We start from the raw sequence: 26,212 nt of genomic DNA, 5'->3' as shown, positions 1-26,212 counted from the left end.
AATGAGTATGCCATGAGGTGGATGAGTATTCAAGATCGCTCACTGCGCCCGGAGGTCACCTACCCACTCTGGGCGGGGAGAACCTCGTGTGATCCAGGTCATGTCACACGCCTGCCGGTGCGGCGTGTCCGAAGGATGACGACGACCTGGAGGTGGATGTGATGGCTCGGATCACGCTGGAGCACAAGCGGACCTGGTTCGTCCGGCTCTCGGAGTGGGGCAGCCGGAAGAAGTTCGGGAAGGTGCTGGACCCTGGGCAGGCGGTGATGCACAACCGGCGGGTGCTGGTGTCGATGATGCTGATGGAGGGGTCGGCCACCCGCTGGAACAAGCTCGACCCGACGCTGAAGGCGCTCGCGGTGATGGTGTCGTCGGCGCAGATCGGGTGCAGTTGGTGCATGGACTTCGGCTACTGGGAGTTCCATCACCAGGGTGTCGATCCGAAGAAGCTGCGCGATGTGCCAGGGTGGCGGGACAGTGACGCCTACACGGATCTGGAGCGCGCGGTGATGGACTACACCGAGGCGATGACGGCGACGCCGCCGCAGGTGACCGACGAGCAGGTCGACCGGCTGCGTCAGGACCTGACCGACGAGCAACTGGTCGAACTGACCGCATGGGTGTCGTTGGAGAACTACCGCTCCCGCACCAACGCCGCGCTCGGCCTGACCAGCCAGGGCTTCAAGGAGTTGTGCGAGCTGAGGCCGGCGTGACCGACGAGGCGAACGAGCAGCTCGCGCGGGAGTTCGACGAGCATCGGTCGGTGCTCGTCGGCGCGGCGTACCGCGTGGTCGGCAGTGTCAGCGACGCCGAGGACGTGGTCCAGGAGGCGTGGCTGCGCTGGGCCACGGTCGACCACGCGGAGGTGCGTGACCCACGCGCGTACCTGATCCGGATCACTACCCGGCTCGCACTCAACCGGTTGCGCCAGCAGAAGGCACGGCGGGAGGAGTACGTCGGTCCGTGGCTGCCCGAGCCGATCCCGGCGAGCTCCGCCGACGACCCGGCGGCCGCGGTGGAACTGGCGGACTCGGTGAGTATGGCGATGCTCGTCGTCCTCGAGACGCTGTCACCGCTCGAGCGGGCCACGTTCGTCCTGCGTGAGGTGTTCGATCTCCCGTACGACGAGATCGCGGACACGCTCGGCCGATCGGAGAGCGCCGTACGGCAGCTCGCGCACCGGGCCCGCGAGCACGTACACGCGCGGCAGCCCCGGCACCGGGTGGACAAGGAGCGGCACAACGAGCTGACCATGCGGTTCATGGCGGCTGCCGGGTCCGGCGACTTCGATCAGGTGGTGTCGCTGCTGGCGCCGGACGCGGTGCTGATCAGCGACGGCGGTGGCAAGAAGAAGGCTGCGCTGCGCCCGATCCACGGTGCGGACAAGATCGCCCGCTGGATGTTCGCCGTGATCGCGGAGAACCCGAACTTCGAGGTCCGGCTGGCCTCGCTCAACGGCGAGACCGCGTTCATCGCGTACTACGACGACGAGCCGGACACGGTCACCTTCTTCCAGACCACCGACGGCCTGATCACCGGCCTCTACCTGATCCGCAACCCGGACAAGCTGCACACGGTACCAACCCTCCACGAACTCAGCTGACCGTAAACTATCTGCAACTCAGTCGCAGATGGAGGTGCTGTGAAGTACCTGGTGGTGGAGCCGGATGAGGTGCTGGAGCCGGGGTTGCGGGCGGATCTGCTGGACACGTGGATCGCGGCGACCGACGCGGGTGGTGCGGTCGGGTTCACGGCGCCGGCACCGGTGGAGTTGGTGGCGGAGACGCTCGACGAAGCGCTGGGTCGGGTCGCGGGCGGACTGGATCTGCTGGGCGTGCTGCACAACGGTGAGCGCTACGTGGGTATGGGCCTGCTCGTGAGCCGGGGCAGCGCGTTGCAGGCCCACTGGCGCACAGTGCTGCGGTTGATGGTCCACCCGAAGCACCAGGGCGGCGGCGCCGGCCGGCTGCTGATGGAGGGGTTGCGCGGCTCGGCGGTCGACCTCGGCCTGGAGCAGCTGCAGCTCACGATCCGCGACGGTCTCGGCCTGGAGAAGTTCTACGAGCCGCTCGGCTACCGGATCGTCGGCCGTCATCCCCGGGCGGTCCGCGTGGCGGCGGACGACTACCGCGACGAGGTCATGCTCGTTCAGGACCTCTGACGGGATGAGGTGATGGACCGCTAGCGGGACCGGCGCGAGATCGCGGCGATCGTCGCGCCCAAGGCGGTGAGCAACGCGCCGAGTGTCAGCAGCATGGGTGATGGTCCTCCTGTCGCCGGGATCTCGACCCGGTTGACCGATCGCAGATCTGCGGCCGGCTGCGCGCCGACCGTGAACTTTACCGGCGCCGCGACCGTGCCGCCGCCGGCATCGCTCTGCTGGTAGATCGCCTTGGCGTTGCCGGTGAATCCAGCAGCCGGCGTGAGGCTGATCGTCCCGTCCTTCGCGACCGACCAGGTCCCCGACGCGTCGGTGACCCGCTTCGAGCAAGTGGCCGGTCCCGTCCGCAGGCAGACCGTGCTCGGGTCGGGTGCGCCGCTGTCGTTGAGCAGCGGGTTGACGGCGACCGGACTCCCCGGAGCGCCGGTTGCGGTGTCGGTCGTCGCCTTGGCCAGGATCGGCGCGGCCACGGTGACCTCCAGCAGCGCGGCGTTCGAGGTGCCGTTCGCGTCGGTGACCCGGTAGGCGACGGTTCGCGTCGTACCGATGAAGTCCTTGGCCGGGGCGAAGGTGATCGCGGCGTCCACGCCGACCACGAAACCGCCCTCGTCCGGAACGGTCACCGACTTCTTGTCCTTGCCGTCCGCCGGATCCCGCAGTACGACGGAAGCCGGCACGAGCGGCGCGGACGAGTCGCCCGCCTTGTCGTTGCCCAGCACCGAGACGACGACCGGCTTGCCGAAGCCGGTGCGGGCGCTGTCGTCGACAGTGACCGGACGCACCGGCGCCACCGTCACGGTGATCGCCGCGCGGGCTGCGTTCCGGTCGCTGTCCTTCACCACGTACGCCGCCGGCCGGGCGGTCCCGGTGAACGTCGCCACCGGACTGAACGTCACCTTGCCCTTGGCCACCACCCAGTCGCCTTCGCCCGCGACTGTCACCTGGCCGACCAGCGCCGCATCCGGACCGATCAGCAGCAGTGTCTCCGGATCCAGCGACGCACCCGGACCCGGCTTGTCGTTCGCCAGCGGGTCCATCGTCACCGGCACGTGTTGCTTGGTCCGCGCCGCATCCGGTGCCGCCACCGGTCGCGGCTGGATCGTGACGGTCAACGCGGCCGAACCGACCGTCCCGTTGCGGTCGGCAACCTGATACCCGACCGGCGTCGCGGCGCCGACGAACCCGTCCACCGGCGCGAACCGGATGCCGCCATCAGGCTGTACCACGAACGTGCCTTGCCCCGGGACCTCCAACGACGGCACCGCATCACCGGTCGCCGGATCGATCAATCGCACCTCGCCCAGTGGCGCCGACGCATCGCCCGGCTTGTCGTTCTTCAGCACTGCCACGGTCACGGCGGTGTTGTACGGCGTCGCGATCGCGTCATCCGCCGCCACCGGCACGATCGGCTGGACCGCTACCGTGACCGTCGACGCGGCCGTGTTCCGGCTCGAGTCCGTCACCCGGTAGGCGATCGAGGCGACACCGCGGTACGTCGGCACCGGGTCGAGCGTGATCCGCCCGGTCACCTCGTTCACCGTGAACACGCCCTGCCCGGGGATCGTTGCCGCCCGCCCCCAGCTCCGCGTGCTCACGCCGTACAACTGGACCGAGGTCTTCTCGAGTTGCGCATCGGTCCCGGCCTCGTCGTTGGCGAGTGGGTCGACGGTCGCGGTGACGTTCTGCTTCGTCGTGGTTGTGTCGGCTGCGGCCCGCGGACCCTTGCCGACGGTCAGGAAGAGTAGCCCTTCGGCGGTCGTCCCGTTGTCGTCGGTGATCCGGTACGTCGCCGGCGTCGTCACACCCTGGTAGTCCTTGACCGGCGTGAAGGCGATCGTCCCGTCGTCCGCCGCGGTGTAGGTCCCCTCACCGGGTTGCGTGACGGTCTTGCGATACCCGCCGGCCGGGTCCTTCAGCATCAGGCTCGACCGGACCAGCGGTGCGGACGGGTCGCCGGCCTCGTCGTTCGCCAGCACGTTCACGGTGATCGCCTGGTTGTACGGCGTGATCGCCGAGTCGTCCACGGTGACCGGCCAGACCGGCGTGACGTTCATGGTCAGCGTCGAGACGGCGAGATTCTGGTTCGAGTCGGCGACGCGGTAGTTGATCGCCAAGGCCTTCCCGCGGAACGTCGGCAGCGGATCGAAGACGACGCCACCGCTCGGTTGGACCGTGTACGTGCCCTGCCCCGCGACGGTCACCTTCTTCACGTAGCCGGTGGTCCGGGCGGCCGGATCGAGCAGGCCGACCGATGACGGGTCGAGTTTGGCGTCCGTGCCCGGGCTGTCGTTGGACAGCAGGTTCACGGTCACGGTGACGTTCTGCAGCGTCGATGCGGTGTCGGCGACCGCGACCGGCGGCAGGCCGACGGTGATCCACAGCTTGGCCGTGGTCAGCGTGCCGTTGCTGTCGGCCACCTGATAGGTCAGCTGAGTGCCCGGGCCGCGGAACGTCGCACCCGGATCGAAGGTGACCACTCCCCCGGCGGCGGCGTAGACACCTTCGTTCGGGATCGTGACCGTTGCCTTGAGCAATCCGTCGGCCGGATCGGTGAGCAGCAGACTCCCCGGCACCAGCGGCGCCGACTTGTCCCCCGGCTTGTCGTTGGTCAGCACCTTCACCGCGACGGTCTTCTCGTACGGCGTCGTCGCGACGTCGTCGGCCGCGACCGGCGTGATCGGCGTGATCGTGACGGTGATGGTCGACCGCGCCGCCTGGTCGAACCAGTCCGACACCCGGTAGGTCAGCGTGGCCGCCGTCCCCGTGAAGCCCGGCAGTGGGTCGAAGATGACCGTGCCCTCGGGACTCACCTGGTAGCTGCCCTGGCCCGGGATCTTCACCAGCTTCTTCATCGATCCGTCGGCCGGGTCGATCAGCACCAGGCTGAGCGGATCGAGCCCGGTGCCCTGGCCGGCCGTGTCGTTGGCGAGCGGGTCGAGCAGCAGCCGCACGTTCTGCTTGCTGATCCCCGTGTCGGGTTTCGCGGTCGGCGCCGACGGCTTCGCGATGGTGACGGTCAGCGTCGCGGACGCGAGGGTGCCGTTCACGTCGGACACGCTGTAGGTGATCGGCGCCGCGACACCGGTGTACGTCGACAGCGGGTCGACCTCGATCCTCCCGTCCGGTGTCACCGTGTACGACGCCTCGCCGTCGACGACGACCGCGGTCCTGGGTTCCTGCGTCTTCGGGTCGAGCACTCGGACGCTGCTCGGGACCAGCGGCACCGCCGGGTCGCCCGCGCTGTCGTTCGTCAGCACGGCCACAGTCACGTTCGCGTCGTACGCCGTACTGGCGATGTCGTCCGACGCGTCCGGCTGCACCTTGGTCACCTTGACCGTGAGTGTCGACCGGCCGATCGCACCGTTGCCATCAGCAACCTGGTAGGTCACCGGCTTCGTCGCGCCGCTGAAGACCGGGACCGGTTCGAACAGGATCTTGCCGTCCGGCTTGGCGGTGTACTTGCCCTGGCCGGCCACGATCAGGGTGGTGGCCGGCTCACCACGCGTCGGCGGGATCAGCCGCACACTGTCCGGCACCAGCGCCGACCCGGTCGGTCCGGCCTTGTCGTTGTCAAGTACGCCGACCACGACCGAACCACCCTGGAGCGTCGTGATCGTGTCCGGGTTCGCCACCGGCGGTCCGGGCGCGTCGACGGACACGGTGAGCGCGGCCCGCGCGGGCGTGCCGTTCTTGTCGAGCACCTGATAGATCAGCGGCGTACCGACCCCGCTGAAGCCACGCACCGGCTGGAAGGTCACCTTGCCGCCGGCCACCAGGTACGCGCCCTGCCGCGCGACGGTCACCTTGTCGACCAGCTTCTTGCTGACCGGATCGACCAGCCGGAGACAGGCCGGATCCAGCGGAGCATCGGGCGAGCCGGGCAGGTCGTTGTCCAGCACCGGTACCACGACATCGGTGTCGAACGCCGTCGAGACCGAGTCCCCGTTCGCGGTCGGCGTGACCGGCGTGACCGTGACGGTCAGCGTGGACTCGGCGGTCTGCTTGGTGCTGTCGGTGACGCGGTAGCCGAGCTGGGTACCGACGCCGGTGAAGCGTGGCAGCGGTACGAAGTCCACGCCGCCGTTCGGCTTGACGACGTACTGGCCCTCGCCCGCGATGACGACCTTCTTCTTGAAGGTGGCGTCGGCCGGATCGCGGACGACGACCGAGGCCGGGACCAGCTTCACACCGGGGGCCGTGCGGTCGTTGCCGAGCGGGTTGAGCGCGATGCTGACGTTCTGCGGGGTGGTCGCGGTGTCCGGGGTCGCGACCGGCCGGGCCGGGAGGGCGACGGTGAGGGTGAGTTTCGCGGTCGCCGCGGTGCCGTTGCTGTCGGCAACGCGGTAGGTGACCGGCTTGGCCGGGCCGAAGAACCCGGGCACCGGTTCGATGTCGATCTTGCCGTCCGGCTTCGCGACGTACTTGGCCTGACCGACCACGTTCACCATCACCACGCACTCGTCGTCGTCGACGAGACACAGCGAGCCGGGCTTGAGCGGCGTCCCCGGATCGCCCGGCTTGTCGTTGCCGAGCACGTCGACCGTGAGGCCGGAGTTGAACGCGGCCGTCGCCTTGTCGTCGAGCAGGATCGGCGGGGGCGGCGGCGCGATCAGGATCGAGTGGTCCTCGACCTCACCGGAGTCGGCGGCGCCGGTCGGTTTGTCGAGCTGGGCGTTGTTGTAGCCGACTCGCACCCGGGCGTACGACGCTCCGGGGGCCGGGCGGGTGTACTTGGCCCAGTTGAGCGTGACGGCACTCTGGCCGGAGGCGAAGGTGGTGCAGACGCGTTCGGCCGGCTCGAAGGTTCCGTCGCGGTCGAGGTCGATCCACGCGCAGGCCCGGCCGGCCTTCGACGCGCCGGCCAGCGCCAGCTCGGCGGAGTACGCCGCGGAGTTGGTCCGCAGCGGCTTGAAGGTGACGCCGTCGTCGGCCTGGTCGGGAGTCGTCGGGCCGGTGGTGCCGTTCGCGACGGCCGCGTTGTCCTCGGTGACGTCCTTGCCGAGCCGTACGTCGCTGAGCACCGACCAGGCCGCGCCGTACGACGCCGGGGCGTCGCCGAAGTCTTCGCCGGTGGAGGCGAGGACGGAGAAGGCATCGCCGGAGGACGTGGTGTTGAACGCCGGGAGCGTCGGGTGCTTGGTGAAGAACGCGGTGAGGTCGAAGGTGATCTTGGTGGCGACCCCGTTCACCCGGACCGAGCCGCAGGCGGCCGTCGCGGAGGCGTCCGGGCCGGTGCCGGTCTTGTTGTTGATGCAGTTCGGGCCCGCGCCGTGGTTGGTGGCGGTGACGGTGTCGCTGGTGACGGTGAGGTTGTTGCCCGCGCCGACCTTGCTGAGGCTGAGGCCGGCGGTGGTGAGCTTGAGGATCGAATGCAGTTCGGACTGGGCGGTGGGTTTGCCGCTGACGGTCTGGGTGACGGCGCCGCCGATGCCGGCGAAGTGCAGGACCGGATTGCGCACCGGCTGGCTGAACGCGATCGTCACCGTGCCGCGGTCGCCGCAACTCCCGGTCGACGCGCAGGTCCCGGTGTTGACCAGGAGATCCTGCGCGGGCGTCGTACGCGCGATCGGCGGTGCGTACGTCGTCGGGCCGGTGCCGCGGACGCCGGCGGTGGTTGCGTCGAGCAACTCGGTCTGGCCGGTCACGGTGATGGTCTGCCCAAGCCCGGACCCCGGCATGGTCGCCGTCGCGGTGTCACCCTGGGTGAAAGGTGCCGAGGGCACCTGATAGGCCGCCGCATCGATGCTGGTGAGCGAGACGAGGCCGGCCGCCAGCACGATGGACAGGCCCGGTCGTGTTGCCCGCATGTAGCCGCCCTCCCGAGCATTCACGTAGTGCACGTGCTGAGGTCGTGGCGGGCGGGCCGGCGTAGAGGTAACGGTCTACGCCGACTCGATGTTACGGGGTAATCACTCTCCGAGGTCGTAGATCCGGACCTTGCCGACGCTGTGTCGCAGTACGGCCAGCCGGTCCAGCGCCGGTGACACGGTCCCGTCGCGGGCGTCGGCGTACAGCCAGCGCACGTGATACTCCTCCCGCAACTGCCGCAGCAGGTCCGGTGTCGGCGCGGTGAGGGCCTCGGTCGTCAGCGCGACCCGCTCCGGCCACGGCGACGGCTGCTCGGTGTATCGCCGTCCGCCGACACCCTGCTCGGCCATCGCCTCGTTCGTGTACGCCCAGCCCTCGATCAACGTCCGGCGCCCGGCGATCCCACTCACGATGTAGCCACGGGCGTCACATCCCGGCGTCTGCTTGCCGGCCGGGCGGCACCAGGTGTTCGCGGCGACGACATCGGTCGGTGCGGAGTTCTTCCCGAGCCACAGCGCCGCCGACTCCTCGTCCGGATACACCCACCACCGGGCCGCCGTGAACCTCTGCGCCCGCTCGGTGTCACCATGTACGGCGCTCTGCGCGAACGACTTGATCGGCACAACAGTCAGCAGCGCCAGTACGACGACCAGCCCTGCGCCCGGCCGTCGTCGCAGCAACCACCAGAGCCCGGCCAGCACGAGGATCACCAGTAACGGCCGGGCGACCAGGAGCAGTTGGTGCCGCTGCGAGCCGACAGGCTTCGCATCGGCCACCAGCAGCAACCCAGCACAGATCGTGCCGAGCGCGAGCGCCATGACCACCGAACGTGCCCTGGTGCGCGCCGGGAGGTCGCGAACGATCGTCGCGGCCAGCCACCCGGCCGCTGCCAAACCGAACGGGATGGCGGTGTGGATGAAGTACGACTCGCTCACCGATGGATGGTCGATCAGCAGGTACCCCGCCCAACCCGCGATCAGCGCACCGACCAGGAACCAGGCGACCGGCTCCTGCCGATGCTTCCCGAGTACTCCGAACCCGACCACGGCAGTTGACTGATTGATCAGCAGCACACAGAGCAGCACCAGCGTCCCTACCACCGCACCATGCGTCAGCGCCGGTAGGACCAGACCGCCTTCCCCCGCCGGCGTCATATCCCCGGTCGCGGCGGCGTAGTCACCGCTCGACTTCAGTACGGCGAGGAACTGCAGCCCCGACCCACTGGTGCTCCCGGCAACCGTCAGCATCGTCCCGACCCCGGTCGCCACCAGCAGCGCTCCTGCCACGACCGCCCGCACCGGCAGCCGCCGCGTCTGCACCAGCATCACCACAGCCGCCAGCCCCACCGCCCCGACCAGAATCGGCAACACCGTCGGCTTGGACCCACCGCCAAGGATCGCCACCGCGAAAGTGACCACCCACAACCAGCCCCGCGCACCCCGGAACAGCAGCTCGATCAGGAACACCGCCGCCGCGACACACGCCACCATGCCGAACGTCTGCGACGGACTGAGGAAACTCAACGGCGCGGACAGGTTCACGCTCGTGTCGAAGAACAGGTACAGCTGCGGAGCGGCCAACGCGACGGCCGCGAGTACGCCGGTCCACCAGGTGCGACTCACAGTCCGCGCGAGTGTCGCGGACACCAGCAACGCGACCACGAGCCACGGCAGCAGCCACAGCCGGAAGAGCACCACGATCGGCGTCAGCCGGGTGATGTCCGCCGCCGCAGCCATGTCCGCGTTGGCAAACCAGTGGTACTCGAGCCGCTCCCCCGCCACCTGCGGCAGCTCCGGCGGCACCGCCCGCATCAACTCGTTCACCATCGACAGGTGATAGAGCAAGTCCTGGTAGTACGCCGACCCCTGCGGCGGCAGCTCGTGAAAGGCCATCACGCCCAAGGTGGTTGCGCCGAGTACAACGGCCGACGCGACCGCTAGCCCCCAGGTCCACAGCACCGGCAACGGCTCCGGCTGCGTGATCCGCCAGTTGCTGCGCAAGCGTCGTACCGAGGCGAAGGCAACCAACACCAACGCGGGCCAGACGATGAGCCAGCGCTGCCAGCCGAGCGCAGTGAACACGGCCCAGCCGATCAGCTGCCAGGTCGCGCCGACGACCGAGCCGAGGCCGAGGTCTTCGGCCCAGTTGCCCGTACTGCGCCAGGCCGCGCGCAGTAGGAGGGTGCCCGGGAGCGCGATCGCCAGCGCGAAGTAGACGGCGTACTTGACGATGGGTCCGGGCGAAACGTCGATCGCCATGAGCCCCACGGCCGCCGCCAAGAACGGCAGCAGCCACGGGAGGGACCGCCTCATCGGTGGTGTACCGGTTCCTGGTGCCCTTGGTCTTCGAGGCTGTCGTAGCCGACGAGGAACTGCGGCCGGCGCTGACTCGACTGGAACAACCGGGCGACGTACTCACCCAGCAGACCGAGACATAGCAACTGGATCGCGCCGATCACGCTCACGGCCAGCACTGTCGACGTCCAGCCCGGGATGCCGCGGCCGGTCAGCTTGATGATCAACGCACCGACGACGAACAGCCCCGACATCACGCCACCGAGCAGCCCGAGCCAGGTCGCCAACCGCAGCGGGGCAGCCGAGAACGCGGTCACGCTGTCGAAGGCCAGCCGGAGCATCTTGGACAGGTTGTACTTCGTCGTCCCCGCGGCCCGCTCGGCCCGGACGTACTTCACCTCGGTGCTCGGAAAGCCGAGCCACGGGATGACGAGCCGGAAGACCCGGCCGTCCTCGGGTAGGGAGTTGACCGCGTCGACGACGCGGCGCGAGACGAGCCGGAAGTCGGCCGCGTCGAACGGGATGTCCTTGCCGACCAGCCGGCACATCAGCCGGTAGTAGAGCCGGGCCGTCGTCCGCTTCGCCCACGAGTCGCTTGACCGGTCCGACCGTACGCCGTACACGACGTCGACGTCCTCGTTGCGGACCGTCGTCAAGAAGTCCGCGATGATCTCCGGCGGATCCTGCAGATCGGCGTCGATCGTGACGACGTACCGGCCGCGGGCCCGGCGGAAGCCGGCCGACTGCGCTGCCTGGTGACCGCTGTTCCGCAGCAGGCGGACGACGCGCAGCTGCGGCCAGTCCTTCGCGGCCTCGAGCAGCAACGCGGCCGTCTTGTCCCGGCTGCCGTCGTCGACGACCAGCAACTCGTAGCTGATCCCGAGGCCGTCCAGCAGCGGGTGCATCCGGTCGAAGAAGATCGGCAGCACTTCCTCTTCGTCGTACATCGGTACGACGACGGAGAGCTCGGGGTCCGTGTCCCGCATGCTGCAGACCTTCCAGTTCAGGGTGTCGAAGGGATGACCTTACTAACGACGCAGTCGGATGATGGGCACGATCAGAGTGGCGGCGAGATCGCGACGGCCCCGGTCCGGCGTGGGTCCCCGACCGCGAGCAGTCCGTCGGCCGGATCCCAGAAGGCGGCCGCGACCCCACCGAAGTACATCGAATGCGGCGGCATCGGCCGGGACGGCAGCGCGGTCGAACCGGAGACCGGCAGCTCGTCCTCGTAGTCGACCACCACGTCCTCCCGGACCCGTACGTGCAGCCGCGGATGCTCGACTGCCTCCGCCAGCGGCAGTCCGCCGTGCGTGTAGAGCGCGTAGACCTGCGCCAGCGCGGTCGGGATCCGGTCCGATCCGGGCGAGCTGATCGCGAGCACCGCACCGTCGCTCTCCCGGCGGGCGACGCTCGGCGCCATGTTCGAGGTCAGCCGCGTGCCCGGCGCCAGACTGTGCGGCCCGCCGTGGAGGAGCTCCTGCTCGCCGAGCGCGTTGTTCAGCCAGATCCCGGTGCCCGGCGTCAGCACGCCCGAGCCGTAGCCGGACGACACGGTGATCGCGCAGGCGTCGCCCTCGTCGTCCACCACCGAGACAGTCGCCGTACTGGGTGAGCTCAGCGCCCGCAGATCACCGGACGCAGCGAGGTCGAGCAGCCTCTTGCCCTCCAGTTGCCGCTGATCCTCCTCGTCCAGCTCCGCCAACCGCTGCCCGAGCACGGCGTGCTGCACCTCGATCAGCCGCTCGAGCTCCGACTGGGTCCAACTGCCGTCAGCCGGTACGCCGTCCAGCAGCGCGAGCATCGCGGCCACGGCGACTCCCCCGACCGCGGGCGGAGGGTTGGTCGCGAGTCGCCACCCGTTCTGCCGAACGATCAGGGCCGGGCGTACGACGGCCTCGTACGCAGCGAGGTCCTCCGCGGTGAGAATGCCTTCGTTCTCGGCCATGTCGCGGATGAGCAGCTCGGCCAGCTGGCCGGTGTACATCGTCTCGGCGCCATCGCGGGCGATCAGTTCGAGCGCCTCGGCCAGCTCGGGGATGACGACCGTACTGCCGGCCTTGATCACCGCGCCGTCCTCGTCGTGCACGACCCGATGACTCGGCTGGTGCCAGCCGAAGATGATCTCGTGGGTGAACCCGAGGTAGTAGCCCGACGTCCGGCTCAGCGGGAACCCCTGCCGAGCCACGTCGATCGCGGGCTGGACCACCTCACGCCACGGCGCCTGGCCGGATCGCCGGTGCGCGAGATCGAGGGCCTTCATCCCGCCGGGCGTGGCGACGGAGCCGTGGCCGACCGTGGTCGTCGTACCGCCGCCGTAGTCGGTCGTGATGTCCCAGACGCCGCGGCCGAACCGATCGGTCGACAGGCCGCGGCCGGGCATCTCGACCCAGCCGTCGATGGTGACGGCCTCGCCGCCGGCCACCTGCAGGGTGACGAAACCGCCCGAGGCCGGCGACACCACGCCGATCTCGTTCACCATCGTCACCAGCGTGGCCGCGATCGCCGCGTCCACCGCGTTCCCGCCCTCGGCCGCCACCCGAACGCCCGCCTCGGCTGCCGCCGCGTTGGGCGCCGCGACCGCCACCCGCGGGTGCCCGGCCATGAGACTCAGCCGACCCGTTGGACTGCGCCGAAGCGGTCGACCGCGACCTGGACCGCGGCCTGCCGCACGTCCGCCACCTCGTTCTCCTTCAAGGTGCGGTCCGGCGCCCGGAAGCGGAGCGCGAACGCGAGCGACTTCTTGCCCGCGCCGATCTGCTCACCGGTGTAGAGGTCGAACAGCCGGATCGACTCCAGCAACTCGCCCGCCCCCTCGACCAGCGCCGCCTCGACGTCCGCCGCGGCCACGTCGGCCGGGACGATGAGCGCCACGTCCTCCTTGGCCACCGGGTACGACGAGAACGGCGTGGCAGTGACCGACGACGGGCCGGCCGCGATCAGTGCGTCGAGGTCGAGCTCGACCGCACCGGACCGCGCGGGCAGCCCGAACGCCTGGCACACCTTCGGATGCAGCTCGCCGGCGTGACCGACCACCTTGCCGTCGATCGAGAACTCCGCGCACCGGCCCGGGTGCCACGGCGCCAGTTCGACGTTGCGCACGACCGGGTCGACGCCGACCGCAGTCGCCACGGTCCGGGCGATCTGGACAGCGTCCGACCAACTGGCCGACTGGCCCTTGCCCCACCATCCCGTCGGCGTCCGCGCACCGGTCAGCACCGCACCGAGGTGCAGCGGCTGGTCCGGCAGGGCGTCGTCCAGGGACTGGATCTCGGCGTCGCTCGGGCGCTGCGCGACCGAAGGCAGCGGCGCGGGCTTCGACTCTGACTTGGGCAGGAAGACCAGGCCGGTCTGGAAGATCGCCAGGTCGGTGTTGCCGCGGCCGACGTTGCGCTCGGCGGTCCGCAGCAGCGTCGCGAGCAGGGTGGTCTGCATCGACGGCTCTTCGTCGGACAGCGGGTTCACGAGCTTGACCGTCGTACGACGTGGGTCGTCGGTCGGCAGCCCCATCGCGTCGAAGTCGGCGTCACCGGCGAACGGGTACGAGACGACCTCGGTCAGCCCGGCGCCGACCAGCGCGGTCGCGATCCGGCGGCGGCGCGTCTGCGACACGGTCAGGCCTTGACCACCCGGCGCCGACGGCAGGATCGACGGCACGTTGTCGAAGCCGAACAGCCGGATGACCTCTTCGGCGAAGTCGTTCGGGTCGCGCAGGTCCGGCCGCCACGACGGCGGTGTCACCGTGAGCAGGTCGTCGCCCGCGAGACCCGCGACGCTGACCGCAGCTGCCTCGCCGGATGCCGCCGCCCCAACAGCAGCCGGATCGGCTGAGCCAGGGCGGGGCTCGACAACGAGCGCCGGTGCATGAACGCCCGCGGCCAGGGGTGCCGGGCGCGCTCCCGGCTCGGCCGGGACCACCTTGCAACCCACGGATTCGAGGTGGCGGACGGTTTCCTCGATGGTGATCGGCGCACCGGCGACGCGGGCGGCATGGTCGGCCCGGAACGTCACCGGCTCCGGCAGCGGGTGCACGTCGATGAAGGTCTCGGCCGACTCGATGGTGCCGCCGGCCAGGTCGCGGAGCAGGTTCGCCACCCGCTGCGCGGCGTACCGCGGCAGGCTCGGGTCGACGGCCCGCTCCCAGCGCTTCGAGCCCTCGGTGGACAGCTTGTGCCGGCGCGACGTCCGGGCGATCACGATCGGGTCGAAGTGCGCCGCCTCGATCACCACGTCGCGGGTGGTCGGCGACAGCTCGGTGGTCGCGCCGCCCATCACCCCGGCCAGGCCGATCGGGCCGGAGCCGTCGGTGATCAGCAGATCCTCGGGGTCGAGCTCGCGGGTCTGGTCGTCGAGCGTGACCAGCTTCTCCCCCGGCTGCGCCCGCCGTACCACGATCTCACCGGACAGCAGGCTCTGGTCGTAGCCGTGGATCGGGTTGCCCAGCTCGAGCATCACGTAGTTGGTGATGTCGACCGCGATCGAGATCGGCCGCATCCCCGACGCGAGCAGCCGCTTCTGCATCCAGCGCGGCGATGTCGCGTCAGGGTTGATCCCGGTGACGGTCCGGGCGACGAAGACACTGCACCCGTGCTCGTCCTCGATCCGGACCGGGTAGCCGCCCTTCTGGTCCCCGTCGAGCTCCAGGTCGGCCGGGTCCTTGAGCGTCACGCCGTACGCCGTCGAGGCCTCCCGCGCGACACCACGGATGGACAGGCAGTAGCCCCGATCCGGCGTGACCGCGATGTCCAGTACGTCGTCGTGCAGCGAGAGCAGCTCGATCGCGTCGTCACCCGGCGTGGCCTCACCCGGCTCCAGGACGACGATGCCGTGCGAGCCGTCGTCACCCAGGCCGAGCTCCGAGCTGGAGCAGATCATCCCGTTGGAGACGTGCCCGTAGGTCTTCCGCGCGGAGATCGCGAACCCACCCGGCAGGACCGCACCCGGCAGCACGACGACGACCAGGTCGCCGACCTCGAAGTTGTCCGCACCGCAGACGACCCATTGCGGCTCGTCCTTGCCGATGTCGAGCGAGCACCAGCGGATGGTCTTGCCGTTCTTCTGCGGCTCGTTCTCGTACGTCAGCACCTTGCCGACCACCAGCGGGCCGGACAGGTCCGACTCCTCGACGGTCTCCACCTCGAGGCCGGCCCGGATCAGCTTCTCCGCGACATCGCGACCGCTCACACCGGCCGGGAGGTCGACGTACTCACGAAGCCATGACAGTGGGACCCGCATCAGATCTCCATCCCGAACTGGCGGCTGAACCGCACGTCACCCTCGACCATGTCCCGCATGTCCTCGACCCCGTTGCGGAACATCAGCGTCCGCTCCAGGCCCATACCGAAGGCGAAGCCCGAGTACCGGTCGGTGTCGATACCGCAGGCCTGCAGGACACGCGGGTTGACCACGCCGCAGCCGCCCCACTCGATCCAGCCCTCGCTGCCACAGGTGCGGCACGGGCGGTCCGGGTTGCCGACGGACGCGCCGCGGCAGACGAAGCACTTGAGGTCCACCTCGGCCGACGGCTCGGTGAAGGGGAAGAAGTTCGGCCGCAGCCGGGCCTCCAGGCCCTCGCCGAACATCGAGACGACGAAGTGGTCGAGGGTGCCCTTCAGGTGCGCGAGCGTGATCCCCTCGTCCACCACCAGGCCTTCGACCTGGTAGAAGACCGGCGTGTGGGTCGCGTCCAGCTCGTCGGTGCGGAACACGCGGCCCGGGCAGATCACGTAGATCGGCGGCTTGCGGGTCAGCATCGAGCGGGCCTGCACCGGCGAGGTGTGGGTCCGCAGCACGGTGCCGGAACCGGCCGGCTCGACGAAGAACGTGTCCTGCATCTGCCGGGCCGGGTGGTCCGGCTGGAAGTTCAGGGCGTCGAAGTTCAGCCATTCGGCCTCGATCTCCGGGCCTTCGGCGACGTCCCAGCCGAGCGCGGTGAACACGTCCGCGATCTGCTCGGAGATCAGCGACAGCGGATGCCGGGCGCCGAGCTCGGGTGTCGGCCAGGGCAGCGTCACGTCGACCCGCTCGGTGGCGAGCATCCGCTCCTCGTGCTCGGCCTCGAGCACCGCGAGCCGGGCCGCGAAGGCCTCGTTGATCGCCTTCCGGGCCGCGCCGATCCGCTGGCCGGCTTCTTTGCGGCCCTGCGGCGGCAGCGCGCCGATCTCGCGGTTGGCCAGCGCGATCGGCGACTTCTCCCCCAGATGCGCGACCTTCGCCTCCTGCAGGGCGGCCAGATCGGCCGCCTCGGCGAAGGCCTTCAGCGCCTCGTCCCGGGTCCGCTCCACCTCTTCGGCGTGCAACGGCGTCACTTCGACCGGGTCGTAATCAGTGTTGGGACCGGACATGGCTCGCTCTCGGGTTCGGAACTTCTGCGGAAGCAGTCTAGGAACCTCCGGCCCCCGAGCGTGAATCGGCTGTCCACAGGCAGCCCGCCCGACGCTTGCGGCGCCGGGCGGGCTGGGAACAGAAACAATCTGTCAGGAGGCTGCTGTGGTACTCGCGGACTCTTCCCGCGTGGCCTCCTCCGGGGTGCTGTCCGCCGTGCGGCGGGGTAGGGCGACGAGCGCGACCAAGGCGCCGGCCAGGGCGCCGAAGAGGCCGGCCGTCATCGCGATCGACATGGCGTCAGTGAAGGCGTTCCGGGCGGCGGCGACGAAGTCCGGGCCGAGGGCGAGGGTCTCGGCGATGGATTTGCGAGCGGCCTCCGGGACCGACTCGGGCAGCGACGACGAGTACGCCGCGGCCAGCACGCTCCCGAGTACGGCGACCGAGAGAGCGGCACCGGTTTGCTGGACGGTGTCGTTCATGGCCGACCCGACGCCACGGTGCTCAGCCGGCACCGACTGCATGAGCAAGGTGTACGCCGCTGGGCCGGCCAGACCACCGCCGACGCCCATCACCAGCAGCCCGGCGATCAGCAGCCCGTAGCCGGACGTCGTACTGACCTGAGTGAGGATCCCGAAGCCCGCCGCGATCACTACGAGCCCGGTCGCGATCAGCGTCCGATCGGCCAGCTTCTTACCCAGCGTCGCGCCGAGACCGTTGAACAGCATCGCCGAAGCGGCGTACGGGATCAGCGCCAGGCCGGCCTTCAACGGGGTGTACCCGAGCACGAACTGCAAGTACTGCGTCAGCGCCAGCAGCAACCCACCGGCGGTGAACGACAGCAGCACGATCGAGAAGCTCGTCCCGCTGAAGTTCCGGTCGCGGAACAAGGCGAGCGGCACCATCGGGTGCGCACTCCGCTTCTCCCACAACGCGAACCCGGTCAGCGCGACCACACCGAGGGCCAACCCGCCGAGCACCTTCGCGGAGCCGAGCCCTTCGGCGGGGATGGAGATGATCGCCCACACCACCGCGGTCATGCCGACCATCGACAACACCGCACCACCCGGGTCGACGTTGCGCGCCGGACCACGGGACTCCGGGATCAGCGCGACCGTACCGATGATCGCCAGTACCGCGATCGGCACGTTCAGCAGGAAGATCGAGCCCCACCAGAAGTGCTCGAGCAGTACGCCGCCGACCGTCGGACCGGCAACCACGCCGACCATCGCGACCATCGACCAGCCGGCCATCGCCTTGCGCTGCTCCTCCGGCGGGAACACCGTGAAGAGCAGCGACAACGTGCTCGGCATCAGCAGCGCACCGCCGACACCCATCAGCGCGCGGCACGCGATCAGCTGCCACGGGTTGGACGCCAGCGTGGCCAGCAGCGACGCCAGCCCGAACAGCACCAGCCCGATGATCAGCATCTTCCGCCGGCCGAACCGGTCGGACAGGCTGCCCGCGGTCAGCAGCAGGCCGGCGAACACCAGGATGTAGGCGTCGATGATCCACTGCACGTCGGCAGGAGTGGCGTCCAGGTCGCGCATCAGCGACGGGATGGCCAGGTTCAGCACGGTGTTGTCGACCACCAGCACCATCAGGGCCAGGCAGAGGATCAACAGAATCCACCAGCGTCGCGGGTGACCGGTCGCGGTGGACTCGAACGGTGTACTAGTCACTCGCACACTGTACGACAAACTCGTACGGTGTGCGAGTCCGGGCTAGGATGGGTCCATGAAGGAATCGATCTGGACCCGGACCCGGGCCGCCGCACCCGCTCGGGAGACGCTGAGCCGGGAGCAGATCGTGCAGGCCGCGATGGAGACCTTGGACTCCGAGGGCGTGGCCGGGCTGAGCATGCGCAAACTGGCCGCCAAGCTCGGATCCGGCGCGACCAGCCTCTATTGGCACGTACCGACCAAGGACGACCTGATCGACCTGCTCATCGATGAGATCTGGGGCGAGATCGACGTACCGGAGCCGGAGCTCGCGGGCTGGCGGGCCGGTGCGTTGCTGTTCGGCCATAGCCTGCGCTCGGCCGTCCTCCGGCATCCCTGGCTCCCCGAGGTCATGTACACCCGGCCGAGCATGGGTCCGAACGCCTTGAACCTCGGCTCCCGCGGCCTGGTCCTGTTCGGTGCGGCCGGGTTCTCCGATCGCGACGTCGACTACGCGATGGGCAGCGTGATGTCCTACGTGCTCGGCACCGCGAGCGCCGAGGTCGCGACCCGCGAGATGAGCCGGAAAGCCGGCCGGCCGCTGAACGACTGGGCCGGCCAGATGCTGCACGAGGCCGAAGCCGCCTCGGCCAGCCACCCGGAGATGCTGGAGTCCGTCCGGCGGCGGGCCACCCGCGACGTCGACTCGACACTCAACGAATCGTTCGTCTTCGGGCTCGACGCCCTCCTCGACGGCCTCGAGACCCGGGTGGCGAAGTAGCTCAGTCGGTACGGCGCTGGGCCCGGGCCGAGGCGAAGAGGCAGATAGCGGCGGCCGTGGCCAGGTTGAGGGACTCGGCCCGGCCGTAGATCGGGACCTTCACGGAGCGGTCGACGATGGCGTCGTACCCGTCGGGGAGGCCGTGGGCCTCGTTGCCGAAGAGCCAGACCGTGGGCTTGGCGAGTGTGCCGTCGTCGATGCAGGTGTCGAGATCGGTGGAGCCGTACCCGTCGGCCGCGAGGACCTGCAGGCCTTGATCGCGCCACGACTTGGCGGCCCCGGCGACGTCCACGTCGACTGCGATCGGCAGGTGGAAGACACTGCCGACGCTGGCCCGGACCGCCTTCGGGTTGTGCGGGTCGACGGACTCCGACGACAGTACGACGGCATCGGCGCCGGCCGCGTCCGCCGTACGGATGAGGGTCCCGACGTTGCCGGGATCACGGACCTGGACGCCGACCGCGACCAGTCGGGCAGTACGTCGTACCGCTTCGTCCAAGGGGGCGTCGACGAGCGAGCAGACGGCGACGACACCCTGGGAGGTGACGGTCTCGCTCAACAGCTCGATCGCCGCGCGGTTGACCTCGAACCACGGCACGTCGGCGGCGCCGGCCAGGTCGCGGAGATCGCGATGGCGGGTGGCGACGTCGGGTTCGGCGTACACCTCGAGGACGAGTTCGCGGTGCTCGAGGGCTTCCCGGACGGCCTGTGGGCCCTCGACCAGGAAGCGCCCGGACTTGCGCCGGAACGCACGAGTGGCGAGCCTCCGGGCCTGCTTGATCCGCACGGATTGCGGGGTCAGCAGACCAGGGCTCGCCACTACTGTGCAATCTGAGGTGCTGCTCAGGCCGCTGAGGCGTCGCTCTTGGGCGCGTTCACGTCGGCCGGCAGCGCCGCCTTGGCCACCTGGACCAGCGCGGAGAACGCGGCCGGGTCGTTGACGGCCAGGTCGGCGAGGATCTTGCGGTCCACCTCGACCTCGGCCAGGCGCAGACCCTGGATGAACCGGTTGTAGGTCAGGTCCTCGGCGCGGACCGCGGCGTTGATCCGCTGGATCCACAGCTTGCGGAAGTCACCCTTGCGGGCCTTGCGGTCCCGGTAGGCGTAGACGAGCGAGTGGGTGACCTGCTCCTTGGCCTTGCGGTACAGCCGCGAGCGCTGGCCGCGGTAGCCGCTGGCCTGCTCGAGTACGACCCGGCGCTTCTTGTGGGCGTTGACTGCCCGCTTCACGCGTGCCATGAGGTGTTACTCCTTGTATTTCTGCGCCGGAGACAAGATGGTGCCCACCCGGCGGGGGTGTTCGGGGGGAGGTGGTACTCAGATGCCGAGAAGCTTCTTGGCCTTCTTGACGTGCGACGGCGCGACCTCGACGGTGCCGGACAGGCGACGCTTGCGCTTGGTCGGCTTCGCCTCGGCGAGGTGACGCTTGCCGGTCTGCTCGCGGCGCAGCTTGCCCGAGCCCGTGATCCGGACGCGCTTCTTCATCCCCGAGTGGGTCTTCATCTTCGGCATGGCTGTTGTACTCCTGATTATCTTTCGTTGACTCGATCTTCGGTTGACGGTGCTCCGGCAGCAGCCGTGCGGCCGGAGCGATTCGTCACTCCGGGTCGAGGTTGTCTGCCGGACCCTTCGGCTTCTTCGTGGCGCCGGCGGCGCGCTCGGCCTCGTGAGCCTGAACCTGCTCGGCACGCTCGGCGCGCTCCGCCTGCACCTCGGCCTCACGTTCGGCCTTCCGCTTCGCCTTCTCGGCCTCCACGTCCACGCGCGCCTCGGACTTCTTCTTGTGCGGTCCGAGCACCATGATCATGTTCCGGCCGTCCTGGCGCGGCGAGGACTCGACGAAGCCGAGCTCGCTCACGTCCTCGGCCAGCCGCTGCAGCAGCCGGAAGCCGAGCTCCGGGCGGGACTGCTCACGTCCGCGGAACATGATGGTGATCTTGACCTTGTCCCCGGCACGCAGGAACCGGACGACGTGACCCTTCTTGGTCTCGTAGTCGTGCGGGTCGATCTTCGGCCGCAGCTTCATCTCTTTGATGACCGTGTTGGTCTGGTTCCGGCGGGACTCGCGCGCCTTCTGCGCGGTCTCGTACTTGTACTTGCCGAAATCCATCAGCTTGCAGACCGGAGGCCGGGCGGTCGCCGCGACCTCGACCAGGTCGAGATCGGCCTCCTGTGCCAGCCGAAGTGCGTCCTCGATCCGGACGATGCCTACCTGCTCACCGTTCGGTCCGACCAGTCGCACCTCGGGAACGCGGATGCGCTCGTTGACGCGCAGTTCAATGGTGATGGGTCCTCCTGGGTTGTGCTCGTTTTCGTGCCACCTCGCGACCGCCGTTGACCCCCGGAAACGACGAAGGCCCTCGTGCGATCACACGAAGGCCCAATTCCCAGATCGACGGCGCTCCAACCCTTGCGGGAGGTACGCCGTACGATCGCCGAGACACCGGAAAGGCTCCGGAACCTCGGCGTGACCGGGACCCGCCGACTGTGCATCGACTGGGTGGGAGGTGGCCCTCCGCTTAGACTTGAACCGTTGGCGTCCCGCGAGTATTCCACTCAGGGGTCACCACCGGACCAGGTCGGTCGCCGTGTAAGAGTAACAGCATGACCGACGAACTCTCCACTTCGCAGTCCGAGCCCACCACCAACCGGCCGGACCCGATGTCCACGGTGTCCCGCGACATCGCCGACGTACCCAGCGTGGAGATCATCTCGACCGCGGCACTGCACCTGATGAGCGCGGCCGCGGTCAACCTCGGCCTGGCCGAGGACCTGCCCGAACACAAGGACCTGGACGAGGCCCGCTCCCTCATCGACGCCCTGGCCGGCCTCCTCGACGCCTCCGCCGCCTCCCTCGGCCACCACCACGCAGCCCCCTTACGCGACGGCCTCCGCTCCCTCCAACTCGCCTTCAAAGAGTCCTCGTCGATCCCCGACGAACCAGGCCAAGGCCCAGGCGAGAAGTACACCGGCGCCGTCCACCCCTCCGCCAGCCGGAGGTAGTTCACCCACGCGTGGACCCGAGGTACGTGAAACGGGTCAGGCTGTGTGGGTGTTTTGGGGGTCTGCGGGGACGGCTTCGTCGTCGATGAATTCGAGGAGGTCGCCGGGTTGGCATTCGAGGACTCGGCACATGGCTTCCAGGGTGCTGAAGCGGACTGCTTTGGCGCGGCCGTTCTTGAGGACCGCGACGTTGGCCGGGGTCAGGCCGACCTTCTCGGCGAACTCGCCGACGCCCATCTTGCGCTTCGCGAGTTCCACGTCGATGCGCACCACGATGGGCATCAGATCACCGCTTCCATGTCGGCCCGCAGCGTAGTCGCCTGCCGGAGCAGGGCGCGCATGACCACCATGAGCAGCACGAGTACGCCGCCGACCAGGACGATCCCGAACATCAGGATCGGCAGGCCGGGGTCGTTGGCCAGGAAGCCGAGGTAGAGGAACACACCGAGGAACAGCACCCACCCGGCGCCGAGGGCCCAGATGATCGCGTCGACCCAGGCGAACGCTTCCTCGCTGAAGATGCGGTCGGAGGTGACCAGGGTGAGCAGCTTCCAGGTGCAGACGATGACGACCTGGATGCAGAGCAGTTCGAGGATCGACCAGATCGTCAGCGGCCAGCGCAGGTACGCCACGTCGGGCTCCTCCTCCGCCATGTACGCGAACTGCCCGGGCATGCTCATCACCTGCGCCACCACCAGACCCGCGAACAGCATCACGAGCAGGACCCGCAGAGGCACGACCACCCGATGCACCAGATTCATGCATCGACTATCAACCGTCATCTATCGAAAGTCAATAGGCACCCGCCACAGCGCGACCCAACATCAATGCGAAGCAAGTGCACGAGCCCTCGCCGCCGAGGACGATGGCGCGTTCGCGGCCGTCACTGGATCCGCTGCGCGAAACCTCTCCACCGGTTCCACGTCAGCACAGTCCCTCAGTCGACGAGGCCGACCTATGCAGTCACGGCGGCGACAAGCCGCCACCCGCCGGCGGCAGCCGGCACGTCTGCCGGCGCCGAACCGGAGGGCGGGCGGGAGCGCGCGTAGCGGCCGCGACGAAGGAGCGACCGCGTAGCACGCGTGGGGTGGACTATCCCTTGACCGCGCCCTCCTCGACGCCCTTGAAGAAGAAGCGTTGCAGGGTCGCGAAGACGATCACGATCGGGATGAACGCGATCATCGTGCCGGCGGCGATGAGCCGGGGGTTGTTGCTGAAGGTGCCGGACAGGTACTGCAGGCCGACGGTCAGCGTGTACTTGTCCGGGTCGGTGAGCACGATCAACGGCCAGAGGAAGTCGTCCCACGCACCGATGAACGCGAAGATCGCCACCACACTGATGGTCCCTCGCACCGACGGCAGACCGATGTACACGAACCGCTGCCAGGCGTTCGCGCCGTCCACGATCGCGGCCTGGTCCACCTCGACCGGCAGCGACCGGAACGCGTTGTACATCAGCAGCACGTTCAACGCCCCGATCATGCCGGGCAGCGCGACACCGAACAGCGTGTTCGCCAGCCCGAACTCCCGGACCGTCACGTACTGCGAGATGATCGTGACCTCACCCGGCAGCACCAGCGTGGCGAGGAAGAGGCCCAGCACCAGCCGGCGCCCGCGGAACTGCAGCCGGGACAACGCGAACCCGGCCAGGGACGCCCCGAGGACGTTGCCGCCGACAACCAGTACGGCGACCACCAGCGAGTTCTTCGCGTAGTCCCAGACCGGGATCGTGTCGGCCACCGCGCCGTAGTGGTCCAGCGTCGGCTGGGCCGGCAGCAGCCGCGGGATCCGGGTGTAGATGTCCTCCCCGGATCCCTTCAGCGACGTGGACAGCTGCCACAGGAACGGCCCGATGGTGATCAGCAGGACGAACACCAGCAGCGCGTACCGGACCACCTTCTCGCGCGTCGAGATGGTGTTGAAACCAAAGGATCCCCGCCGGCTCCGGGCAGGCGGCGTACCAGGAGCCTGAATCACCGCCGGCCGCGCCGGATCGGTCACAGTGCTCATGCTTCGGCTCCTCTCCGGTTCAGCCTGGCCAGCACCAGCATCGGTACGACGGTGACGAAGAACAGCACGATCGACAACGCCGACGCGTACCCGAGATTGCCCTCGAAACCCTGGCTGTACTGCTGGATCAGCATCACGACCGAGTTGTCCCGGCCGCCGGGACCACCCTTGCCACCGGTGAGGATGAACAGCTCGGAGAAGACCCGCAGCGCCGACACCGAGATCAGGATCGAGATCAGGATCATCGTGCCGCGGACGCCGGGCACGGTGATGTGCACGAACCGCCGGAACGGCCCGGCCCCGTCGACCGCGGCCGCCTCGTGCAGCTCGCGACCGACGTTCCCGAGGGCGGCCAGGTAGATGATCATGTAGTACCCGAGCCCCTTCCAGATCGTCAGACTGATGGCACTGAGCAACAACAGCCACTGGTCACTGAGGAACGGCAGCGGCCCGGAGATGACGCCGAGCTTCTCGGCCAGGCCGTTGACCAGACCGCGGTCGTCCAGGATCCACTGCCAGATCAGCGCCACCACCACGGCCGAGGCCACCACCGGGGTATAGAAGGCGGTCCGGAAGAAGGTGATCCCGGGCAGCTTCTTCTCCACCAGGACGGCGAGCAGCAGCGGCAGGACGGTCAGGAACGGCAGGCAGACCACCATGTAGATGACGCTGTTCAGCAACGCCCAGCGCAACTGCTCGTCGTGCAGCAGGGTCTCGAAGTTCTTCAGCCCGACGAACGTTCCGCCGCCCAGCGGCTTGGCGTTGGTGAACGACAGGATGACGGTGTTGATCGACGGCCAGAGGTTGAAGACCAGCAACCACGTGAGTGCTGGAATCACCAGCACCCACGGGGTGAACCAGCGTTGATACCGCATTACTGGGTGAGGAGCTGGTTGGCCTTCGCCACCGCTGCGTCGAGGGCCTGCTGGGACGAGATCTTGCCGGAGATCGCGAGCGAGATCTGCTGACCGATGAAGTCGTTGGTGGCACCGCTGATCACCGGCGGCTGCAGCACCTTCGCCTTGGCCAGCGACTCGAACGCGAGCACCTTGGCGTCACTCTCCGGCGTGCCGTCGCTCTTGGAGAAGTACGGGTCCGAGGCGGACGCCTTGGTGGACGGGAAGATGTTGACGATCTTGGCGAACGCGGCCTGGTTCTCCGCGTTGGTGACGAACCGGGCCAGTGCGATCGCGGCCGCCTGGTTCTTGGTCTTGGCCGACACCGACAGGCCCTGCACGTACAGCGGCGGGGTGTCCAGCGCGGGCGACGGGACGACCTTGCCCTTCAGCGACGGGTTGTCCTTGACGAAGTCCTGGATCGCGTTACCGCCGCCGGTGGTCCAGGCGACCTTGCTCTGGGTGAAGAGCTTGGAGTTGCCCAGGTACTCCTGGGTCAGGATGTCGCGCGGCAGGTAGCCGGCCTTGTAGGCGTCGCGGTACTTGTCCAGCAGCGCGGCGGCCTCGGGGGTGTTGAAGACGAACTTCTTGCCGTCGTCGGAGAGGATCTTCACCCCGGCGTTGGTGAAGTCGCCGATGCCGGGCAGCCGGCTCATCAGGTATTCCCTGCCGCCGGTCTTGTCGTGCATCACCTTCGCGGCCGCGAGCAGCTCGTCGAAGGTCTTCGGCGGGTTCTTCACATCCAGGCCGGCCGCGGCGAACTTGTCCGCGTTCCAGTAGTCGATGTCGGTGTTCAGGTACCACGGGTAGCCGAAGGTGCCGTCGAGACCCTGGTACTGGTACGCCTGCACACCGCCCTCGACGTACTCCTCGCCGATCTTCGGGTCCGCCGCACCGACGTCGAGCAGCATGCTCTGCTTGGCCAGCGAGAGGGCGAAGTCCGGCGGCAGGTTGACCACGTCCGGCAGCTGACCGGCCGAGGCCTGGCTCAGCACCTTCTTGTCGTAGCCGTCACCCGGCTGGTCCAGCCAGGTCACCTTGGTGCCCGGGTACTTCGCCTCGAAGGCCTTGATGACGCCCTCGACGTACGCGGTGAACTTCGGCTTCAGCGCCCAGGTCTGGAAGCTGACCTCGCCGGTCACAGCCGCGTTCGCGTCGACGGTCGGCGTGGCGCCGCTGCCAGAATCCTCGGACGATCCGAGGCCGCAACCAGCAAGGGTGAGAGCCGCGGCGGCCAGAACTGCCACCACTGCCGGACGACGTCTACGCATGGAATC

At 68.8% G+C, this 26,212-nt stretch carries 21 protein-coding genes; 5 read left to right on the top strand and 16 right to left on the bottom strand.

From position 1 onward, the window contains the following. The first annotated feature begins 161 nt into the window (after positions 1-161). The 3 genes from ACGFIF_RS42785 to ACGFIF_RS42775 are packed head-to-tail and all read left to right on the top strand — an operon-like array spanning position 162 to position 2,161. Positions 162-713, top strand: coding sequence for a carboxymuconolactone decarboxylase family protein (locus tag ACGFIF_RS42785; protein WP_393163391.1), 552 nt, complete (start codon positions 162-164; stop codon positions 711-713). After that, entirely contained in the window at positions 692-1,603 is a 912-nt protein-coding gene (locus ACGFIF_RS42780; protein WP_393163389.1) for an RNA polymerase sigma-70 factor, read from the top strand. Before ACGFIF_RS42785 ends, ACGFIF_RS42780 begins: the two co-directional genes overlap by 22 nt. A 39-nt stretch (positions 1,604-1,642) precedes the next feature. Further along, positions 1,643-2,161 carry a GNAT family N-acetyltransferase gene (locus ACGFIF_RS42775; protein WP_393163387.1) on the top strand — a complete coding sequence of 173 codons (519 nt, stop codon included), beginning with the start codon at positions 1,643-1,645 and terminating at the stop codon, positions 2,159-2,161. A gap of 20 nt (positions 2,162-2,181) precedes the next feature. Here the strand turns inward: ACGFIF_RS42775 and ACGFIF_RS42770 are convergent, their stop codons facing one another. From ACGFIF_RS42770 to ACGFIF_RS42740, 7 genes are all read right to left on the bottom strand, one after another. Next, entirely contained in the window at positions 2,182-7,968 is a 5,787-nt protein-coding gene (locus tag ACGFIF_RS42770) for an Ig-like domain-containing protein (RefSeq protein ID WP_393163385.1), read from the bottom strand. Positions 7,969-8,070: 102 nt separating this feature from the next. Then, the gene (locus ACGFIF_RS42765; RefSeq protein WP_393163383.1) at positions 8,071-10,281 is read right to left on the bottom strand and encodes a hypothetical protein; all 2,211 of its coding nucleotides are present in this window, start codon (positions 10,279-10,281) and stop codon (positions 8,071-8,073) included. After that, a complete protein-coding gene (locus tag ACGFIF_RS42760; RefSeq protein WP_393163381.1) occupies positions 10,278-11,249 on the bottom strand; it encodes a glycosyltransferase family 2 protein in 972 nt (323 codons plus the stop codon). Before ACGFIF_RS42760 ends, ACGFIF_RS42765 begins: the two co-directional genes overlap by 4 nt. A 71-nt stretch (positions 11,250-11,320) precedes the next feature. Continuing rightward, positions 11,321-12,865, bottom strand: coding sequence for a gamma-glutamyltransferase (locus ACGFIF_RS42755; protein WP_393163380.1), 1,545 nt, complete (start codon positions 12,863-12,865; stop codon positions 11,321-11,323). Between the two features lie 5 nt (positions 12,866-12,870). Continuing rightward, complete coding sequence (locus ACGFIF_RS42750) at positions 12,871-15,495, bottom strand: phenylalanine--tRNA ligase subunit beta (protein ID WP_393163378.1); 2,625 nt, start codon at positions 15,493-15,495, stop codon at positions 12,871-12,873. Further along, positions 15,495-16,604, bottom strand: coding sequence for a phenylalanine--tRNA ligase subunit alpha (gene pheS, locus ACGFIF_RS42745; RefSeq protein WP_393163376.1), 1,110 nt, complete (start codon positions 16,602-16,604; stop codon positions 15,495-15,497). Before pheS ends, ACGFIF_RS42750 begins: the two co-directional genes overlap by 1 nt. Before the next feature lie 132 nt (positions 16,605-16,736). After that, a complete protein-coding gene (locus ACGFIF_RS42740; RefSeq protein ID WP_393163374.1) occupies positions 16,737-18,266 on the bottom strand; it encodes an MFS transporter in 1,530 nt (509 codons plus the stop codon). Positions 18,267-18,321: 55 nt separating this feature from the next. Between ACGFIF_RS42740 and ACGFIF_RS42735 the strand changes: the two genes are divergently transcribed. Next, a complete protein-coding gene (locus tag ACGFIF_RS42735) occupies positions 18,322-19,026 on the top strand; it encodes a TetR/AcrR family transcriptional regulator C-terminal domain-containing protein (protein ID WP_393163372.1) in 705 nt (234 codons plus the stop codon). A gap of 1 nt (position 19,027) precedes the next feature. Here ACGFIF_RS42735 and ACGFIF_RS42730 read toward each other — a convergent pair whose 3' ends face one another. The 4 genes from ACGFIF_RS42730 to infC all read right to left on the bottom strand — a co-directional run bounded on the left by ACGFIF_RS42730 (position 19,028) and on the right by infC (position 21,313). Next, positions 19,028-19,846: a TrmH family RNA methyltransferase gene (locus tag ACGFIF_RS42730; RefSeq protein WP_393163370.1), complete on the bottom strand. Its 819-nt coding sequence runs from the start codon at positions 19,844-19,846 to the stop codon at positions 19,028-19,030. 23 nt (positions 19,847-19,869) lie between these two features. After that, a complete protein-coding gene (gene rplT / locus ACGFIF_RS42725) occupies positions 19,870-20,265 on the bottom strand; it encodes a 50S ribosomal protein L20 (protein ID WP_337011588.1) in 396 nt (131 codons plus the stop codon). Between the two features lie 78 nt (positions 20,266-20,343). Further along, positions 20,344-20,538, bottom strand: a complete 195-nt coding sequence (rpmI, locus tag ACGFIF_RS42720) for a 50S ribosomal protein L35 (protein ID WP_360538422.1) — start codon at positions 20,536-20,538, stop codon at positions 20,344-20,346. Positions 20,539-20,623: 85 nt separating this feature from the next. Further along, positions 20,624-21,313, bottom strand: coding sequence for a translation initiation factor IF-3 (infC, locus tag ACGFIF_RS42715; RefSeq protein ID WP_393163414.1), 690 nt, complete (start codon positions 21,311-21,313; stop codon positions 20,624-20,626). Between the two features lie 317 nt (positions 21,314-21,630). Here infC and ACGFIF_RS42710 point away from each other — a divergent pair, with 317 nt between their 5' ends. Next, positions 21,631-22,029, top strand: a complete 399-nt coding sequence (locus ACGFIF_RS42710) for a DUF1844 domain-containing protein (RefSeq protein WP_393163368.1) — start codon at positions 21,631-21,633, stop codon at positions 22,027-22,029. Between the two features lie 36 nt (positions 22,030-22,065). On the opposite strand, the gene ACGFIF_RS42705 is transcribed toward ACGFIF_RS42710, so the two are convergent. The 5 genes from ACGFIF_RS42705 to ACGFIF_RS42685 all read right to left on the bottom strand — a co-directional run bounded on the left by ACGFIF_RS42705 (position 22,066) and on the right by ACGFIF_RS42685 (position 26,206). After that, positions 22,066-22,311 carry a helix-turn-helix domain-containing protein gene (locus ACGFIF_RS42705; protein ID WP_393163366.1) on the bottom strand — a complete coding sequence of 82 codons (246 nt, stop codon included), beginning with the start codon at positions 22,309-22,311 and terminating at the stop codon, positions 22,066-22,068. Beyond that, positions 22,311-22,790: a DUF2975 domain-containing protein gene (locus tag ACGFIF_RS42700; RefSeq protein ID WP_393163364.1), complete on the bottom strand. Its 480-nt coding sequence runs from the start codon at positions 22,788-22,790 to the stop codon at positions 22,311-22,313. The genes ACGFIF_RS42705 and ACGFIF_RS42700 overlap by 1 nt, the downstream gene beginning before the upstream one ends. A gap of 331 nt (positions 22,791-23,121) precedes the next feature. Beyond that, positions 23,122-24,039, bottom strand: coding sequence for a carbohydrate ABC transporter permease (locus ACGFIF_RS42695; protein WP_393163362.1), 918 nt, complete (start codon positions 24,037-24,039; stop codon positions 23,122-23,124). After that, a complete protein-coding gene (locus ACGFIF_RS42690) occupies positions 24,036-24,914 on the bottom strand; it encodes a carbohydrate ABC transporter permease (protein ID WP_132208446.1) in 879 nt (292 codons plus the stop codon). Before ACGFIF_RS42690 ends, ACGFIF_RS42695 begins: the two co-directional genes overlap by 4 nt. Then, complete coding sequence (locus ACGFIF_RS42685; protein WP_393163360.1) at positions 24,914-26,206, bottom strand: ABC transporter substrate-binding protein; 1,293 nt, start codon at positions 26,204-26,206, stop codon at positions 24,914-24,916. Before ACGFIF_RS42685 ends, ACGFIF_RS42690 begins: the two co-directional genes overlap by 1 nt. Positions 26,207-26,212 lie beyond the last annotated feature (6 nt).

Origin of the sequence: Kribbella sp. NPDC049174 (genome assembly GCF_043197365.1) — a bacterium.
Classification (GTDB): domain Bacteria; phylum Actinomycetota; class Actinomycetes; order Propionibacteriales; family Kribbellaceae; genus Kribbella.
Note: the sequence above shows the minus strand (reverse complement) of the source record. Positions and strands in the feature narration are given on the sequence as shown.

What these genes read in the sequence shown, in the direction of transcription:
- ACGFIF_RS42735 (WP_393163372.1), top strand. Translation starts at nt 18,322, where the DNA reads ATGAAGGAATCGATCTGGACCCGGACCCGGGCCGCCGCACCCGCTCGG.
- ACGFIF_RS42685 (WP_393163360.1), bottom strand. Translation starts at nt 26,206, where the DNA reads ATGCGTAGACGTCGTCCGGCAGTGGTGGCAGTTCTGGCCGCCGCGGCT.
- ACGFIF_RS42765 (WP_393163383.1), bottom strand. Translation starts at nt 10,281, where the DNA reads ATGAGGCGGTCCCTCCCGTGGCTGCTGCCGTTCTTGGCGGCGGCCGTG.
- ACGFIF_RS42705 (WP_393163366.1), bottom strand. Translation starts at nt 22,311, where the DNA reads ATGCCCATCGTGGTGCGCATCGACGTGGAACTCGCGAAGCGCAAGATG.
- ACGFIF_RS42750 (WP_393163378.1), bottom strand. Translation starts at nt 15,495, where the DNA reads ATGCGGGTCCCACTGTCATGGCTTCGTGAGTACGTCGACCTCCCGGCC.
- ACGFIF_RS42755 (WP_393163380.1), bottom strand. Translation starts at nt 12,865, where the DNA reads ATGGCCGGGCACCCGCGGGTGGCGGTCGCGGCGCCCAACGCGGCGGCA.
- ACGFIF_RS42690 (WP_132208446.1), bottom strand. Translation starts at nt 24,914, where the DNA reads ATGCGGTATCAACGCTGGTTCACCCCGTGGGTGCTGGTGATTCCAGCA.
- rpmI (WP_360538422.1), bottom strand. Translation starts at nt 20,538, where the DNA reads ATGCCGAAGATGAAGACCCACTCGGGGATGAAGAAGCGCGTCCGGATC.
- ACGFIF_RS42770 (WP_393163385.1), bottom strand. Translation starts at nt 7,968, where the DNA reads ATGCGGGCAACACGACCGGGCCTGTCCATCGTGCTGGCGGCCGGCCTC.
- ACGFIF_RS42760 (WP_393163381.1), bottom strand. Translation starts at nt 11,249, where the DNA reads ATGCGGGACACGGACCCCGAGCTCTCCGTCGTCGTACCGATGTACGAC.
- pheS (WP_393163376.1), bottom strand. Translation starts at nt 16,604, where the DNA reads ATGTCCGGTCCCAACACTGATTACGACCCGGTCGAAGTGACGCCGTTG.
- ACGFIF_RS42700 (WP_393163364.1), bottom strand. Translation starts at nt 22,790, where the DNA reads ATGAATCTGGTGCATCGGGTGGTCGTGCCTCTGCGGGTCCTGCTCGTG.
- ACGFIF_RS42785 (WP_393163391.1), top strand. Translation starts at nt 162, where the DNA reads ATGGCTCGGATCACGCTGGAGCACAAGCGGACCTGGTTCGTCCGGCTC.
- rplT (WP_337011588.1), bottom strand. Translation starts at nt 20,265, where the DNA reads ATGGCACGCGTGAAGCGGGCAGTCAACGCCCACAAGAAGCGCCGGGTC.
- ACGFIF_RS42695 (WP_393163362.1), bottom strand. Translation starts at nt 24,039, where the DNA reads ATGAGCACTGTGACCGATCCGGCGCGGCCGGCGGTGATTCAGGCTCCT.
- ACGFIF_RS42710 (WP_393163368.1), top strand. Translation starts at nt 21,631, where the DNA reads ATGACCGACGAACTCTCCACTTCGCAGTCCGAGCCCACCACCAACCGG.